Raw genomic sequence first — 14,790 nt, forward strand, 5'->3', positions numbered from 1 at the left:
AGGTTGAAAACCCCACCCGGTCCCCGGGGAAAGCTCCCTGATTTCGTACAATCTGTGTCATGGATTTGAACCTGCTGGCCCTAGAGACCTCATCCTCGCGCTGCGGGGTGGCCCTTTTGCGCGAAACGCCCGCCGGCCCCGTGGTCAGCACGCTGGAGCACGAGGGCGCGCAGGAGCACGCCGAGCGCCTGCTGCCCATGGCCGGCGAACTGCTGGCCCAGGCTGGCCTGGGCCCCGGCGATCTGCATGCGGTGGCGTTTGGCCAGGGGCCGGGGGGCTTTACCGGCCTGCGGGTGGCCTGCGGGGTGGCGCAGGGCATGGGCCTGGCCTTGCAGGTGCCGGTGGTGCCGGTGGTGTCCCATCTGGCGGTCGCAGAGCAGGCAGGGGCCGAACCCGGCGATATCGTGCTGGTGGCACTGGATGCCCGCATGAACGAGGTCTACCTGGCGGTCTACGAACGATGCGCGGACGCGGCGGCGCCCTGGCAGACGCTGCAAGCACCGATGTTGATCGCCGCTGGCGAGGCGGCCGCCTGGGCGGTCCACCACCTGCCGGCCTGGTCGGCAGGCCGGCCTTCGCCCGTGCCGCGGGTGGCAGGCGATGCCTGGCAGGTCTACCCCGCTGACATGGCGGTGCCGGCCGGCTGGCGCCGTACCGACGCGGGGCGCCCGCAAGCCGACGCGGTGGCCCGGCTGGCGCGCCTGGCCTGGCTGCGCGGCGAGGCGGTGGCGCCCGAACTGGCGGCGCCGCTCTACGTGCGCGACAAAGTGGCGTTCACCACGGCCGAGCGTCAGCGCGGGCAGGGCGGCAATCCCAAGGCGGCCCCCGCCTGGACGCAGCCGGTGCTGGTTCCGATGGCCGAGTCCGACCTGGACGAAGTCGCGGCATTGGAAGGGGCAGTCCAGGCCTTTCCCTGGACGCGCGGCAATTTCGCCGATGCCCTGGCCTCGGGCTACGAAGCCCGGGTAATGCGCCAGGATGGCCAGCTGATGGGGTTCTGCGTGGCCATGCTGGCCCCCGACGTGGCGCACCTGCTGGTGATCGCGGTGGCCCGCTTGCGTCAGCGGCAGGGGCTGGGCGGCCTGCTGATCGATTGGTGCGAACAATGCGCGCGCCAACGCGGCTTGCCGGCCATATTGCTGGAAGTCCGGCCCTCTAATCATGCTGCCCTGGCGTTTTATGAACGCCAGGGTTTCCAGCGCATCGGCATGCGCAGGGGCTATTATCCGGCGGGTAAAGGCCAGCGCGAGGACGCCCTGGTCATGCAGAAAACCCTTGCCCGCGACGGAGACTCGCCATGATCCCGACGGACGCCGTGCCGCCGGCGCCTCGCATCAACGCCCTGCAGAAATTCTGGCTGCGCGAGATCGGCATCGAAAAGACTTGGCTGCAGGCGGCCGAACCGCCCGTGCCCGCGCGGCCCGCCAGCACAGCGGCGGCCACTGCGCCAGAGGCCGTGGCCGCGGCTGATGCCGTTTTGGCCAGGGCCATGCCCGCGGCAGCGCCCGCATTGCCCGCTGAAGCACCGTCCGCGCCCGCGAAGCCCGCGGCGCCGGCCGCGCGTCCGGCGGCACGGCCCGTTCCGGTCCCCGCGGCCAAGGCGCCGCAGCCGCCGGTGGTACAGCCAGTGGTCCCCGCTCACGATTTCGACGCGCTGCGCGAGCAGGTCGTTCAATGCACCGCCTGCGGCTTGTGCAATGGCCGTCGCCATGCGGTGTTCGGCATGGGCGCGCGCCCGGCCCGCTGGATGGTGGTGGGGGAGGCTCCCGGCGAACAAGAAGACCGCCAGGGCCTGCCGTTCGTGGGCCGGTCGGGTCAATTGCTGGACGCCATGCTGGCGTCGGTGGGCCTGAACCGCGAAAACGATGTCTTCATCGCCAACGTCATCAAGTGCCGGCCGCCGGGCAACCGCAATCCCAAGCCGGAAGAAATCGCGGCCTGCAGCCCTTATCTGATGCGGCAGATCGAATTGCTCAAGCCCGAGCGCATCCTGGTGCTGGGGCGGTTTGCGGCGCAAACCCTGTTGGGCACCGATGCCACCATCGGCAGCCTGAGGGGCCGCAAGCATGTGCTGGCCGCCGACGATGGGCGCAGCATCCCGGTGGTGGTCAGCTATCACCCGGCCTACCTGCTGCGCAGCCCGGTCGAGAAGGCGCGCGCCTGGCAAGACCTGCGCCTGGCGATGGCGCAGGCCTGAGCCGCCACGCTTCAGTGTGGCGTCTTGAGCGCCTGGCCGTGGCCTTCCTGGCCGATCTGCTCGTGCAGCGCGGGGTCGGCCGACAGGTTGCGGCGGCTCCAGCGCATGAAAATGATCATCAGCACCGCTACCAGCAGGCCGAACAGCACGATGATGGTATTGATGGGCATGTCCAGCCATAGCAGCACGGTGTAGATGGCCACCATCAGCAGGATGTTGAGCTGTTCATTGAAATTCTGCACCGCGATCGAGTGGCCGGCCGACAGCAGGACGTGGCCGCGATGCTGCAGCAGGGCATTCATGGGCACCACGAAGAAACCGGCCAGGGCGCCGGTGAGCAGCAGCAGGACGTAGACGCTCCAGGTGGACTTCACCAGGGGCATCAGCAGCACCACCAGGCCCATCAGCACGCCTACCGGCAGCACGCTGAGCGCCTTGCGCAACGGGATGCGGCCGGCCAGGATCGAGCCGGCTACGGTGCCCAGGGCAGCCACGCCCATCAGCATCGATGCTTCGTCGAGCCGGTAGCCCAGGTGGCGGCGGCCCCATTCGATGACGATGAGCTGCAGCACCGCGCCCGCCCCCCAGAACAGCGTGGTCACGGCCAGCGAGATCTGGCCCAGCTTGTCTTGCCACAGTACGCGTACGTAGCTGGCGAAGGTCATGGTCAGGCGCACCGGGTTTTTCTGCTGGGGCGGGTAGCGCACGTGAGTATGGGGAATCAGCAGGTTGCACAGCGCGGCCAGCAGGTAGACGAAGGCGATCACCAGAATGGCCGCCTCGGCTGGCGTGTGCACCAGGCGGCCGATATGGGCGTGCTTGAGCAGCAGCGCCGAGGCGGCCGGCGAGATCAGCACCCCGCCCAGCACGGTGCCCAGAATGATGGAAAACACGGTCAGGCCTTCGATCCAGCTATTGCCCTTGACCAGCATCTCGGGGGGCAGCATCTCGGTGACGATGCCGTACTTGGCCGGCGAATAGGCCGCGGCTCCCACGCCCACCAGCCCGTAGGCCGCGCACACCAGGTAGGTCTGGTGGGTGGCCGAAATGCCCAGGTTGGCGTACATGAACATCAACAGGCAGCCCGCCACCTTGAGCGCGTTGGTGGCGAACATGACCCGCCCCTTGGGGAAGGAGTCGGCCAGCGCGCCCACGAAGGACGCCAGCACCACGTAAGCCAGCGCAAACGACCACTTCATGACGGGCGCCATCCAGTCGGGGCCGTGCAGTTCCAGTATCAAGGCGATCGCCGCGATAAATAGCGCGTTGTCCGCCAAGGACGAGAAGGCCTGCGCAGCCATGACCAGATAGAACCCGCGTTTCAAAAGTAGATCCCCGGTGGCTGCCGGATTCCGCCGACAGCGTTGAAAACGTGTTTCGTATGGAAAAAAGTGTCAGCGAGTATAGCGTCCGACATCCCGGGCGAGGGCTTTTTCGATCCCCGCAGAGGGCGGCCCCCCGTGGGCGGCCCGGCTGCCTGGGGTATCATACGATCCGCATCTACCGGCCCCGCGGGGGGCCGGTTTGCAATCCGTGCGGCAGGTCCGTTCAACGCCTTTCGTTCAACCCCACCCGTCCGTCATCGTACTGTGCGCCTTACTCAACTAAAACTCGCCGGCTTCAAATCGTTCGTCGATCCCACTGTCATTCCCGTGCCCAGCCAGTTGGTGGGCGTGGTGGGTCCCAACGGTTGCGGCAAGTCAAACATCATCGACGCCGTGCGGTGGGTGCTGGGCGAGGCCAAGGCATCGGAGTTGCGCGGCGAATCGATGCAGGACGTGATCTTCAACGGCTCGGGCAATCGCAAGCCGGCCGCGCGCGCCTCGGTTGAAATGGTATTCGACAATAGCGAAGGCCGGGCCGCGGGGCAATGGAGCGCCTATTCCGAGATCGCGGTGCGGCGCGTACTGACACGCGACGGCACCAGCAGCTACTACGTCAACAACCAACAGGTGCGGCGCCGGGACATCCACGATATTTTCCTTGGTACCGGGCTGGGCGCGCGTGGCTACGCCATCATCGGGCAGGGCATGATCAACCGCCTGATCGAGGCCCGCCCCGAAGAACTGCGCGTCTTTCTCGAGGAAGCCGCCGGCGTATCGCGCTACAAGGAACGGCGCCGCGAAACCGAAAACCGCCTGTCCGACACGCGTGAAAACCTGACGCGGGTCGAAGACATCCTGCGCGAACTGGGGTCGCAGCTTGAAAAGCTGGAAGCCCAGGCCGAAGTGGCCCGGCAGTACCGCGAACTGCAGGCCGATGGCGAAAAGAAACAGTTTGCGCTCTGGCTGCTGAAGGAAACCGGCGCACGCGACGAGCGCCAGCGCAAGAACCAGGACATGGCTCAGGCCCAGAACAACCTGGAAGCCGCCATCGCCAGCCTGCGCACCGGCGAGGCCGAGCTCGAATCCCGCCGCCAGGCCCATTACGCGGCCAGCGACGCGGTGCACGCCGCGCAGGGGCAACTCTACGAGGCCAATGCCCAGGTCAGCCGCCTGGAAGCCGAAATCCGCCACGTGGTCGATTCGCGCAACCGCCTGCAGGCCCGCCGCGAACAGTTGCTGCAGCAGATCGCCGAATGGGACAGCCAGCAGACGCATTGCGTCGAGCAGATCGCCCAGGCCGAAGACGACCTGGCCACCGGCGCCGCACGCACCGAAGAGGCGCGCGCCCTGGCCGAAGAGGCCCATGCCAGCCTGCCGGCCACCGAGGCCCGGGTGCGCGACGCGGCCGCTTCGCGCGACGATATGCGTAGTTCCCTGGCCCGGGTCGAGCAAAACCTGGCGCTGGTGGCCCAAACCCAGCGCGATGCCGATCGCCAGCTGCAAAACCTGGAACTGCGTCGCGAACGCTTGCAGCAAGAGCTGCGCGAACTGCAGGCGCCCGATCCGGCGCGCCTGGAGCAACTGGCGGGCGACCGTGCGGTAGGCGAAGACCAGCTCGAAGAAGCCCAGCAAGAACTGGCTGCCCTGGAAGGGCGGGTGCCCGAGGCCGATACCGAGCGCGGCCGGGCCCAGGCATCGGCCCAGCAAGACACGCAGAACCTGGCACGCCTGGACGCGCGGCTGACCGCCCTGGTCAAGCTGCAGGAAGACGTGCAGAAGCAAGGGGCGCTGGAACCTTGGCTGGCCAAGCACGAACTGGCCGGGCTGGGTCGCCTGTGGCAAAAGCTGCATATCGAGCCGGGTTGGGAAAACGCCCTGGAATCGGTATTGCGCGAGCGCATGGCCGCCATGGAGGTTCGCAACCTGGACTGGTCGCGTGCGTTTGCCGAAGACGCGCCGCCGGCCCGCCTGGCGTTCTACCAGATGCCCGCCGCGGCGCCCGCCCCGGCGGCGGCGCCGGGGCTGACGCCCCTGGCCAGCCTGCTGCGCATCACCGATCCCGACCTGCGCACGCTGCTCAACGACTGGCTGCGCAATGTCTATACCGCGGCCGATGTGGGCCAGGCCCTGGCTGCGCGCGCCACGCTGCCTGCCGGCGCGGCCTGCGTGGTCAAGGCTGGCCACCTGGTGGACGCCCACAGCGTGCGCTTTTATGCGCCCGACTCCGAACAGGCCGGCCTGTTGGCGCGCCAGCAGGAAATCGAGAACCTGCAGCGCGAGATCAAGGCCCAGCAACTCATCGCCGACCAGGCCCGCGCCGCCGTTGCGCGCGCCGAAGCGGCCTGGCAGCAGGTGTCGCAGGCCGTGGCTCCGGCCCGCCAGCGGGTGGCTGAAGTCACCCGCCGCGTGCACGATATCCAGCTCGAACATGCGCGCCTGCAACAGCAGGCCGAACAGTCCGGTGAGCGCGCCGCGCGGCTGCGCCAGGACCTGGAAGAGATTTCCGCCCACGAAGAAGACCTGCGCGCCACGCGCGAGGAAGCCGAAGCCCGCTTCGAGGCGTTGGATGCCGAACTGGCCGAGCACCAGTCGCGCTTCTCCGACGCCGAGATCGCCGGGGAAGACCTGGCCGCGCAGGCCGAAGCGGCCCGTGCCCGGCTGCGCGAGCTCGAGCGGGCGGCGCAGGAAGCCGAGTTCGCCGAGCGCGGCGTGCAATCGCGCATTGCCGATCTGCAGCGCAACCGCCAACTGGCGGTCGACCAAAGCCAGCGCGCCGCCGTCGAGCTCGAGCAATTGAAAACCGACCTGGCCGAACTCGATGCCTCGGCTTCCCAGGCCGGCTTGCAAGATGCCCTGGAAGCCCGCGCCGAGCGCGAAGAAGCCCTGTCGCGCGCGCGCCAGGAACTCGACAACCTGTCGGCGCTGCTGCGCGGCGCCGACGAAGACCGCATGCAGCAAGAGCAGGCGCTCGAGCCCCTGCGCGCGCGGATTACCGAACTGCAACTGCAAGAGCAGGCGGCCCGCCTGGCCGAAGAGCAGTTCACCGAGCAGCTCAACGCCCGCGAGGTCGATCGCGAAACGCTGGCCCAGGAACTGGCCGCCATGCCCGACGAATGGCGCCGCGCCAATTGGCTGCAGTCCGAAGTGGGGCGCATCTCGCGCCACATCGAGTCGCTGGGCTCGGTCAACCTGGCCGCGCTCGACGAGCTCAACGCCTCGCGCGAGCGCAAGGACTACCTTGATTCGCAGCAGCAAGACCTGCTTACCGCCATTGATACCCTGGAAGACGCCATTCGCAAGATCGATCGCGAAACCCGCGAATTGCTGCAGGCCACGTTCGATACGGTCAATGGCCATTTTGGCGAGTTGTTTCCCAAGCTGTTCGGTGGCGGCGAGGCCAGGCTGTCCATGACCGGCGACGAGATCCTGGATGCCGGCGTGCAGGTCATGGCCCAGCCGCCGGGCAAGCGCAACAGCACGATCCACCTGCTGTCAGGCGGTGAAAAGGCCCTGACCGCCACGGCCCTGGTGTTTGCGCTGTTCAAGCTGAACCCCGCACCGTTCTGCCTGCTCGACGAAGTCGACGCGCCGCTGGACGATGCCAATACCGAGCGCTATGCCAGCCTGGTCAGCAACATGAGCGAGCAGACACAATTCCTTTTCATCTCGCACAACAAGATCGCCATGCAGATGGCCAAGCAACTGGTCGGCGTTACCATGCAAGAGCAGGGTGTTTCGCGTATCGTTGCCGTAGATATTGATTCGGCCGTGCAAATGGCCGCCGAAGCTGCATAAACCAGAATGGCGCTGTCTTGCCGGCGCAGGATTGACACATGAGCGACTTGCAGATTGGGCTGATTGCCCTGGGTGTGCTGCTGATTTTGTTGGTGCTGGGTTTCAACTGGTGGCAGGACCGCCGTGCGCGAAACCGCATGCAGGCACATTTTCCAGCCTCTGACCAGGATCCCCTGCTGGGGGCGAACGAAGGCCGCCCGGCGGGCGCCGAGTCGCAGCGCCGCGAACCCGGCATGAACGTGCCTGGCTCCGCCCCGGCGCAGTCGGCCGCGCCCGGCTCCGATACAGACGATACCGAAGAGGCCGATCCGGTCTGCGAGATCGTCATCGAAGTCAATTTCGGCGAACCGGCGCGCGGAGCCGACCTGCTGCCCTACATGCAGGGCCTGCGCCAGGTCGGCCGCAAGCCCATGCGCGTGTTTGCCGAAACCGAGGCCGGGCGCCACCGTGACCGTGTCCATGCCGGCGAGTCCTATGCGTCGCTGCAATTGGCCGTCTTGCTGGCCAACCGCAGCGGGCCGCTGACCGCCATCGAATGGTCGCAGGCCTGGGCGCGAGCCCAGGACCTGGCCGAGCGATTCGAGGCCACGATCGAAGGGCCCGACCAGCAGGTGGTGCTGGAACGCGCGGCCAAGCTCGACGACATGTGCGCCGCCCTGGATACCCAGGTCGGCCTGACGCTCTTGCTGGGGGCGTCGCGCCCGGCCGCCGATGTCGTCGGCGTTGCACGCGAGCTGGGTTTCGCCCCTGATGGTCCGCGCCTGGCGTGGCTGGCCGACAACGGCGTGGCGCGCTTCACCTTGTCGCGCGGCGATGGCGCGGCCTTCGATGCCGGCATGTCCCCCGTCGAGCGCCTGTTGCTGCTGCTGGACGTCCCGTGCAGCCCCGCCGACCCGCGTGCCTTCGGCCGCATGGTCGATGTGGGCCGCGACCTGGCCGCGCGCCTGCAAGCCGAACTGGTCGATGACCAGGGCAAGCTGCTGGTCGACGGCGCCGAAGCCGTCATCGATGAGCGCCTGCAGGTGCTGTTCGGGCAACTGGACCAAGCCGGCCTGCCGGCGGGTAGCCCGCGCGCGCAACGGGTGTTTGCCTGATGGCCGCAGGTGCAGGCGCTGGCGCCAAGCAGGCGGCGCAGCGCGCTGCAGAGCTGCGCAACGAGATCGAACAGCACAATGTGCGCTACTACGTGCACGATGCACCCAGCGTTTCCGATGCCGATTACGACGCGCTGATGCGCGAATTGACCCAGCTCGAGACCGACCATCCCGAGCTGGTCACCCCCGAGTCGCCGACCCAGCGCGTGGGCGCGGCACCGCTGTCGGCCTTCGGCAGCGTGCGCCATGCGGTACCCATGCTGTCGCTGGGCAATGCCTTCGATCCCGACGAAGTGCAGGCATTCGACCGCCGCGTCACCGAGACGCTGCGCGGAGCCGGGCTGTTGCGCCCGGACCAGCAGCCGGAATATTTCTGTGAACTGAAGCTCGATGGCCTGGCCATCAGCCTGCGCTACGAAAATGGCCGGCTGGTGCAAGCTGCCACGCGCGGCGACGGGCAAACCGGCGAAGATGTCACGGCCAACGTGCGTACCATCCGCGCGGTACCGCTGCGCCTGAAGGGCGCGGTGCCAAGCGTGCTCGAGGTGCGCGGCGAAGTGCTGATGAACCGCGCCGAATTCGAGCGCCTGAACCGCAGCCAGGCCGCGCGCGACGAGAAGGTCTTCGTCAATCCGCGCAATGCTGCCGCCGGCAGCCTGCGCCAACTGGATCCTCGCATCACCGCCCAGCGTCCACTGCGCTTTTTCGCCTATAGCTGGGGAGAAGTGCACGGCCTGCCGGGACGCCAGCCGGGGTTGTTCGAAGAGCCTGCCCCTGGCGCGCGCCAGGAATCGACGCTGCCGCACGATACCCACGGCGCCATGCTGGCCTGGCTGGCCGAGCTGGGCCTGCCGGTCAATACCCGGCACAACCGCCGCATGCAGGGCGCCGAGGGCCTGCTGGCGTACTACGAGCAGGTTGGCAGCGAACGTGCCAAGCTGCCCTATGACATCGATGGCGTCGTCTACAAGATCGATTCGCTGCCGGCCCAGAAAGTGCTGGGTTTCGTGGCACGCGCGCCCCGCTTTGCGCTGGCGCACAAGTTTCCGGCCGAAGAGGCCACGACGCGCCTGCTGGACATCGAAGTGCAGGTGGGCCGCACCGGCGCCATCACGCCCGTGGCGCGCCTGCAGCCGGTGTTCGTGGGCGGCGTCACGGTCACCAACGCCACGCTGCACAACGAAGACGAAGTGCGCCGCAAAGATGTGCGTATCGGCGATACCGTCATCGTGCGCCGCGCCGGCGACGTCATCCCCGAGGTCGTGGGGCCGGTGCCCGGGAAGCGGCCCGCCGACGCGCGCGAATTCGTGATGCCCACGTCGTGCCCGGTGTGCGGCTCGGCCATCGAGCGCACCGAAGACGAGGCCATCGCACGTTGCACCGGCGGCTTGTTCTGCGCCGCGCAACGCAAGCAGACGCTGCTGCATGCGGCCGGCCGCAAGGCGCTGGATATCGATGGGCTGGGCGAGAAACTGGTCGACCAACTGGTCGAAAGCGGCCGGCTGAAATCGTTGGCCGACCTGTACAGCCTGACCGCCTTTGAACTGGCGGCGCTCGATCGCATGGGCAAGAAGTCGGCCGACAACCTGGTCGCCGCCATCGACAAGGCTCGCACGCCGACGCTGGGACGGCTGTTGTTCGCCCTGGGCATACGCCACGTGGGCGAAACCACTGCGCGCGACGTGGCGCGCCACTTCGGCAACATCGAAAGCATCATGGATGCCGATGAAGACGCCCTGACCGGCGCGCCCGACGTGGGCCCGGCGGTGGCCGGTTCGATCCGGCGCTTTTTTGCCGAGCCGCACAACCGCGAGATCATCGACCTGCTCAAGGCGCAGGGGGTGCACCCCGTGGCCGAGGCCGGCCCGCAAGGCAATACGCTGGCCGGCAAGACATTCGTCCTGACCGGCACCATGCCCAACTGGACCCGCGACGACGCCACCCGGCACATCCTGGCCGCTGGCGGCAAGGTCAGCGGTTCGGTCTCGAAGAAAACCGCCTACGTGGTGGCGGGCGAAGACGCCGGCAGCAAGCTGGCCAAGGCCCGGGAACTGGGCGTTACCGTGCTCGATGAAGACGAGCTGAAGGCGTTGCTGGGCGTGTAGCGCGGGTAGGTGAATTCCTGGCTGGACCGCCCCCCAAATGGCAAAACGCCCGCTTGATAAGCGGGCGTTTTGCTGCGGCTGAAATCAGGCCTTACTTGATGGTGGCCTTTTCACGCAATTCTTTCTGGTACGTGGTCAGGGTTTGCTGGCGCAGCATTTCTTCAAGCTGCGGGCGCACCTGATCCAGCGGCGGGAACTCTACCGGGCGGGTGTCTTCGACTTCGATGATGTGCCAGCCGAACTGGGTTTGCACCGGCTTGGCAGCAAGTTCGCCTTTCTTCAGGCCGCTGACGGTATCGGCAAACGGCTTGACGTAGTTGGTGGGCGGGGCCCAGCCCAGATCGCCGCCATTGGTGGCGCTGCCCGGGTCTTTCGAATTCTTCTTGGCCAGGTCGGCGAACTTGCCCTTGTTGGCCTTGATCTGTGCCAGCAGGTCGTTGGCGGTTTTTTCGTCTTCGACCAGGATGTGGCGAACCTTGTATTCCATCTGGCCGGCCTGCTGTTCCTTGGCCTTGTCGTACTCGGCCTGGATCTGCTGGTCGGTGACCGGGTGCTTCTGCAGGTAGTCGGCCATCAGGGCGCGCACCAGGATGCCTTGGCGAGCCAGTTCGATTTCGGTCTGGATGTCAGGCTGCTTGGCGATGCCGTCTTTCTCGGCCGCCTGGACGAAGACCTGGCGATTGATCATTTCTTGCTTGACCTGCTCGCGCAATTGCGGCGTATCGGTGGCGCCCTGGCTGACCAGCAGCTTCACGAACTGATCCAGGCTTTGCTGGGAAATGGCCTTGCCATTGACAGTGGCTACGTTCTGCGCAAAGGCCGGCAGCGCGACCGCGCAAGCCGCGGCCAGCATCACGATGCGTTTCATGGATTTCCTTTAGGGTTTTGACTGGGGGCTTGGGCATCGAGCGCAAGCGCATGAATCGGATGGGGGATCAAATCGTGCAAAAGATCATACACCAGGCGATGGCGCGCTACAGGCGCCAGCCCGGCGAAGCGGGCCGACACGATATGCACATGGTAGTGGCCCGCGCCACCCTGCGCGCCGGCATGTCCGGCGTGCAGATGCGAGTCGTCGCGGATGTCGAGCGTGGTGGGGGCCAGCGCAGCCAGGCGGGTGCGTATCAAGGCGATGCGGTCGGTATCGTGGGACATGGGCAAGCTTGGAAAAACAGATGGGTCAGTCTTTGCCGGCGTCATTGCCGGCTTCGGGGGGGCGCGGCTGCTGGATATGGCGGCCCAGCCACAGCGACTGGCCGATCACGAAGACCAGCAGCAGCCCCATCAGGCCGAATACCTTGAAGTTCACCCATTGCGATTCGGTGAAGTGGCCGGAAAAGGCCACGTACAAGTTGACCGCCCCCGCGGCCAGGAAGAACAGCGCCCAACTGAGGTTGAGTTTGTCCCAGGCGGCATCGGGCAATTCGATTTGCGTGCCGAGCAGGCGGCGCATTAGGTTGCGCTTGAACAGCAAGCGTGCGCCCAGCAGGGCGCCGCCGAACAGCCAGTACAGGACGGTGGGCTTCCACTTGATGAAGACATCGCTGTGCAGCCATAGCGTGGCGCCGCCGAAAATGACGATGACCGACAGGTTGATCCAGTGCGTGGCCTCGATGCGCTTGCCCGTGGCCCGCAGCCAGATGAACTGTGCCACCGAGGCGGCAATGGCCACGGCCGTTGCGGTATAAATATCGGTGAACCGGTACGCGATGAAGAAAAGGATCAGCGGGAACAGGTCGAACAGGAATTTCTTCATTCAGTCTTCAAGCGGTTCGAATTTGAGCGACAGCGAATTGATGCAATAGCGCAGGCCGGTGGGCGCGGGGCCATCGGGAAAGACATGGCCGAGGTGGGCGTCGCATATGTTGCACAGCACCTCGGTGCGGGCCATGCCGTGCGAGGCGTCGTGTTCTTCGCGCACCCGCGCGGGATCGAGCGGTTCGAAGTAGCTGGGCCAGCCACAGCCGGCATCGAACTTGGTGTCGGAGGCGAACAGGGCGGTGCCGCAGCCCACGCAGCGGTAGATGCCGTGGGTGGTGGTGTCCCAGTAGCGGCCCGTGAAGGCGCGTTCAGTGCCTTTCTGGCGCGCCACGGCGTATTCTTCGGGGGTCAGCTGGGTGCGCCATTCGGCGTCGGTCTTGCGTACTTTTTCCATATGCACTCTTGGAGTCCCGCTCCGTGAAATGGTTCGGGCATAATCCCGCCCCATGTTAATCGAGTTTGACCAGGTGGTCGTCGCCACGCCGCACTCCCAGGCGCTCAGGGGGGTCAGCCTGACCCTCTCGCAGCGTCGCGTGGGCGTGGTCGGCCCGAACGGGGCCGGCAAGAGCACGCTGGCCAAGCTGTTGAACGGCCTGGTTCAGCCCACCGCCGGCCGGGTGGTGGTCGATGGCCTGGACACCCGGCGCGACCTGAAGGCGGTGCGCCGGCGGGTGGGGTTCGTGTTCCAGAACCCCGAGAACCAGATCGTCTACCCCATCGTACGCGAAGACCTGGCCTTCGGGCTGAAGTCCCTGGGGCTGGCTGCCGCCGAGCGCGCGCGCCGCATCGATGCCAGGCTGGCCGAGCTGGGCGTGGCACACCTGGTCGACCGGGCCAGCCATTCCTTGTCCGGCGGAGAATGCCAATTGGTCGCGCTGGCGTCGGTATTGGTCATGGAACCTGCCCTGGTCGTGTTCGACGAACCCACCACCCAGCTCGACCTGCGCAACCGCAACCGCGTTGCCCGGGCGATTGCCGCCCTGGACCGGCCGGCGGTGGTCGTCAGCCACGACCTGGAGCTGCTGCAGGACTTCGACCGTGTGCTGGTCGTGGTCGATGGCGGCATCGCCGCCGACGATACGCCCGGCCCCGCGCTGCGCTGGTACCGCGAGCACTGCGCATGATGATCGAACCCCTGTATGTAAATGGGCATGGCCCCCTGCACCGGGTGCCGGCGGCGTTCAAGCTGGCGCTGCTGGTGGCGGCCGGCGCCGGCCTGTTCGCCGTGCACGACGCCCGCTGGCTGGGCGTGGCGGCGGGGGTGTCGGCGCTGCTGGTGTGGTCCACCGGCGTGGGCGGTGCCGCCTTGTGGCGCCAATTGCGCGGGCTGATATGGGTACTGGCCGCGGTCGGCGGGTTCGCCGCGGTGTTCCAGGGCTGGCTGGCGGCGGCCGTGGTGCTGCTGCGGATTGGCGCCCTGGTAGGCCTGGCCCTGGCGGTGACGCTGTCGACCCGCAGTTCCGACCTGATCGCGGTATGCGAGCGGGCCTTGCTGCCCTTGCAGCGGATAGGCCTGGTAGACGCCGGCAAAGTCGCCCTGGCCCTGGCCCTGGCGCTGCGGTTCGTGCCCGAGATCTGGCGCCACTACCAGGAAATCCGCGAAGCCCAGGCCGCGCGTGGCCTGGCCAGGCATCCACTGGCCTTGATCGTGCCCCTGATCGTGCGTACGTTGAAGCGTGCCGAGCAGGTGGCCCAGGCCATCGACGCGCGCAGCTAGGCATCGTGTTCCCGATGTTTCTCCTTTCCAGGACTCTCTGCGATGAAGACTAAAGACACCGTGTTGATCGCGCTGTTCGCCGCGCTGATCGTTGTGCTGAGCTTGATGCCGCCGATTCCGCTGCCCGCCATTCCGGTACCGGTGACCTTGCAGACGCTGGGCACCATGCTGGCCGGCGCCATGCTGGGGCCGGTGCGCGGCGGGCTGGCCTGCCTGCTGTACCTGCTGTTGGCGGCCATCGGCTTGCCGGTGTTGCCAGGCGGACGAGGTGGGCTGGGGGTGTTTTTCGGGCCTACCGGGGGGTTCCTGGTCGGCATGGCGCTGGGGGCCTGCATCACCGGCTGGCTGGCGCGCCACCTGGCGGCGCGCGCACGGCACGCGGGCCTGGCGGTGGCCGGCTACGTGGCGGCCTGCGTGGTGGGCGGCATCCTGGCGGTATACGCCATCGGCATTCCGTGGCTGGCTGCCGTGACGCAAATGGAATGGAGCAAGGCGGCCCTGGCCGTGGCGGCGTTCGTGCCCGGCGACGTGCTCAAGGCCGTGGTCGCGGCATGGGTGGCGTGGCGGGTCGAGCGCGTCTGGCCCATGCTCCGGGAATCCCCTTAATGACGCCCGGCGCCAAGTTCGGCAAGATTTGTTAATGTCAAACGCATTTGATTTTTGCGCGTACAAGCTAGGGAAGTCACGGGGTTTTATTTGAAAGGTATTTGATACACTTCAAACGCAATTAGTAGTTTTTCTGTATGACGTTCAACCGGGCTCACCTTACCCCGCTGGGGCCAAAACAAGAGCCCAC

At 66.9% G+C, this 14,790-nt stretch carries 13 protein-coding genes; 8 read left to right on the forward strand and 5 right to left on the reverse strand.

The genetic code is table 11. From position 1 onward, the window contains the following. The first annotated feature begins 59 nt into the window (after window positions 1-59). A complete protein-coding gene (gene tsaB, locus KW845_RS03015; RefSeq protein ID WP_218367685.1) occupies window positions 60-1,301 on the forward strand; it encodes a tRNA (adenosine(37)-N6)-threonylcarbamoyltransferase complex dimerization subunit type 1 TsaB in 1,242 nt (413 codons plus the stop codon). Then, window positions 1,298-2,197: a uracil-DNA glycosylase family protein gene (locus KW845_RS03020; protein WP_218367686.1), complete on the forward strand. Its 900-nt coding sequence runs from the start codon at window positions 1,298-1,300 to the stop codon at window positions 2,195-2,197. Before tsaB ends, KW845_RS03020 begins: the two co-directional genes overlap by 4 nt. Window positions 2,198-2,208: 11 nt before the next feature. On the opposite strand, the gene lplT is transcribed toward KW845_RS03020, so the two are convergent. Then, on the reverse strand, window positions 2,209-3,522 hold the full coding sequence (lplT, locus tag KW845_RS03025) for a lysophospholipid transporter LplT (protein WP_218367687.1): 1,314 nt from the start codon (window positions 3,520-3,522) through the stop codon (window positions 2,209-2,211). A gap of 264 nt (window positions 3,523-3,786) precedes the next feature. Here lplT and smc point away from each other — a divergent pair, with 264 nt between their 5' ends. Genes smc through ligA form a run of 3 tightly spaced genes read left to right on the forward strand, consistent with a single transcriptional unit; the run spans window position 3,787 to window position 10,516 of the window. Then, window positions 3,787-7,317: a chromosome segregation protein SMC gene (gene smc, locus KW845_RS03030; RefSeq protein ID WP_218367688.1), complete on the forward strand. Its 3,531-nt coding sequence runs from the start codon at window positions 3,787-3,789 to the stop codon at window positions 7,315-7,317. 38 nt (window positions 7,318-7,355) lie between these two features. After that, entirely contained in the window at window positions 7,356-8,411 is a 1,056-nt protein-coding gene (locus tag KW845_RS03035; RefSeq protein ID WP_218367689.1) for a cell division protein ZipA C-terminal FtsZ-binding domain-containing protein, read from the forward strand. Beyond that, the gene (gene ligA / locus KW845_RS03040; protein ID WP_218367690.1) at window positions 8,411-10,516 is read left to right on the forward strand and encodes an NAD-dependent DNA ligase LigA; all 2,106 of its coding nucleotides are present in this window, start codon (window positions 8,411-8,413) and stop codon (window positions 10,514-10,516) included. The genes KW845_RS03035 and ligA overlap by 1 nt, the downstream gene beginning before the upstream one ends. Window positions 10,517-10,607: 91 nt before the next feature. On the opposite strand, the gene KW845_RS29635 is transcribed toward ligA, so the two are convergent. Genes KW845_RS29635 through msrB form a run of 4 tightly spaced genes read right to left on the reverse strand, consistent with a single transcriptional unit; the run spans window position 10,608 to window position 12,671 of the window. Continuing rightward, entirely contained in the window at window positions 10,608-11,384 is a 777-nt protein-coding gene (locus KW845_RS29635; RefSeq protein ID WP_218367691.1) for a peptidylprolyl isomerase, read from the reverse strand. After that, complete coding sequence (locus tag KW845_RS03050; protein WP_218367692.1) at window positions 11,381-11,671, reverse strand: BolA family transcriptional regulator; 291 nt, start codon at window positions 11,669-11,671, stop codon at window positions 11,381-11,383. The genes KW845_RS29635 and KW845_RS03050 overlap by 4 nt, the downstream gene beginning before the upstream one ends. A 25-nt stretch (window positions 11,672-11,696) precedes the next feature. Then, window positions 11,697-12,272, reverse strand: coding sequence for a septation protein A (locus KW845_RS03055; protein WP_218367693.1), 576 nt, complete (start codon window positions 12,270-12,272; stop codon window positions 11,697-11,699). After that, window positions 12,273-12,671, reverse strand: a complete 399-nt coding sequence (gene msrB / locus KW845_RS03060; RefSeq protein WP_218367694.1) for a peptide-methionine (R)-S-oxide reductase MsrB — start codon at window positions 12,669-12,671, stop codon at window positions 12,273-12,275. 52 nt (window positions 12,672-12,723) lie between these two features. Here msrB and KW845_RS03065 point away from each other — a divergent pair, with 52 nt between their 5' ends. From KW845_RS03065 to KW845_RS03075, 3 genes are read left to right on the forward strand one after another with little or no spacing between them, the layout of a single operon-like run. After that, entirely contained in the window at window positions 12,724-13,401 is a 678-nt protein-coding gene (locus tag KW845_RS03065; RefSeq protein WP_218367695.1) for an energy-coupling factor ABC transporter ATP-binding protein, read from the forward strand. Beyond that, window positions 13,401-13,994: an energy-coupling factor transporter transmembrane protein EcfT gene (locus KW845_RS03070; RefSeq protein ID WP_218368602.1), complete on the forward strand. Its 594-nt coding sequence runs from the start codon at window positions 13,401-13,403 to the stop codon at window positions 13,992-13,994. The genes KW845_RS03065 and KW845_RS03070 overlap by 1 nt, the downstream gene beginning before the upstream one ends. Window positions 13,995-14,036: 42 nt before the next feature. Beyond that, entirely contained in the window at window positions 14,037-14,600 is a 564-nt protein-coding gene (locus KW845_RS03075) for a biotin transporter BioY (RefSeq protein WP_218367696.1), read from the forward strand. Window positions 14,601-14,790 lie beyond the last annotated feature (190 nt).

The organism is Bordetella sp. BOR01, assembly GCF_019218885.1.
GTDB lineage: Bacteria > Pseudomonadota > Gammaproteobacteria > Burkholderiales > Burkholderiaceae_B > Bordetella_A.

Excerpts from the sequence above, each read along its gene's own strand:
- KW845_RS29635 (WP_218367691.1), bottom strand. The coding sequence starts at position 11,384 with ATGAAACGCATCGTGATGCTGGCCGCGGCTTGCGCGGTCGCGCTGCCG.
- KW845_RS03070 (WP_218368602.1), top strand. The coding sequence starts at position 13,401 with ATGATCGAACCCCTGTATGTAAATGGGCATGGCCCCCTGCACCGGGTG.
- ligA (WP_218367690.1), top strand. The coding sequence starts at position 8,411 with ATGGCCGCAGGTGCAGGCGCTGGCGCCAAGCAGGCGGCGCAGCGCGCT.
- KW845_RS03050 (WP_218367692.1), bottom strand. The coding sequence starts at position 11,671 with ATGTCCCACGATACCGACCGCATCGCCTTGATACGCACCCGCCTGGCT.
- KW845_RS03035 (WP_218367689.1), top strand. The coding sequence starts at position 7,356 with ATGAGCGACTTGCAGATTGGGCTGATTGCCCTGGGTGTGCTGCTGATT.
- KW845_RS03055 (WP_218367693.1), bottom strand. The coding sequence starts at position 12,272 with ATGAAGAAATTCCTGTTCGACCTGTTCCCGCTGATCCTTTTCTTCATC.
- msrB (WP_218367694.1), bottom strand. The coding sequence starts at position 12,671 with ATGGAAAAAGTACGCAAGACCGACGCCGAATGGCGCACCCAGCTGACC.
- KW845_RS03065 (WP_218367695.1), top strand. The coding sequence starts at position 12,724 with ATGTTAATCGAGTTTGACCAGGTGGTCGTCGCCACGCCGCACTCCCAG.
- tsaB (WP_218367685.1), top strand. The coding sequence starts at position 60 with ATGGATTTGAACCTGCTGGCCCTAGAGACCTCATCCTCGCGCTGCGGG.
- KW845_RS03020 (WP_218367686.1), top strand. The coding sequence starts at position 1,298 with ATGATCCCGACGGACGCCGTGCCGCCGGCGCCTCGCATCAACGCCCTG.
- KW845_RS03075 (WP_218367696.1), top strand. The coding sequence starts at position 14,037 with ATGAAGACTAAAGACACCGTGTTGATCGCGCTGTTCGCCGCGCTGATC.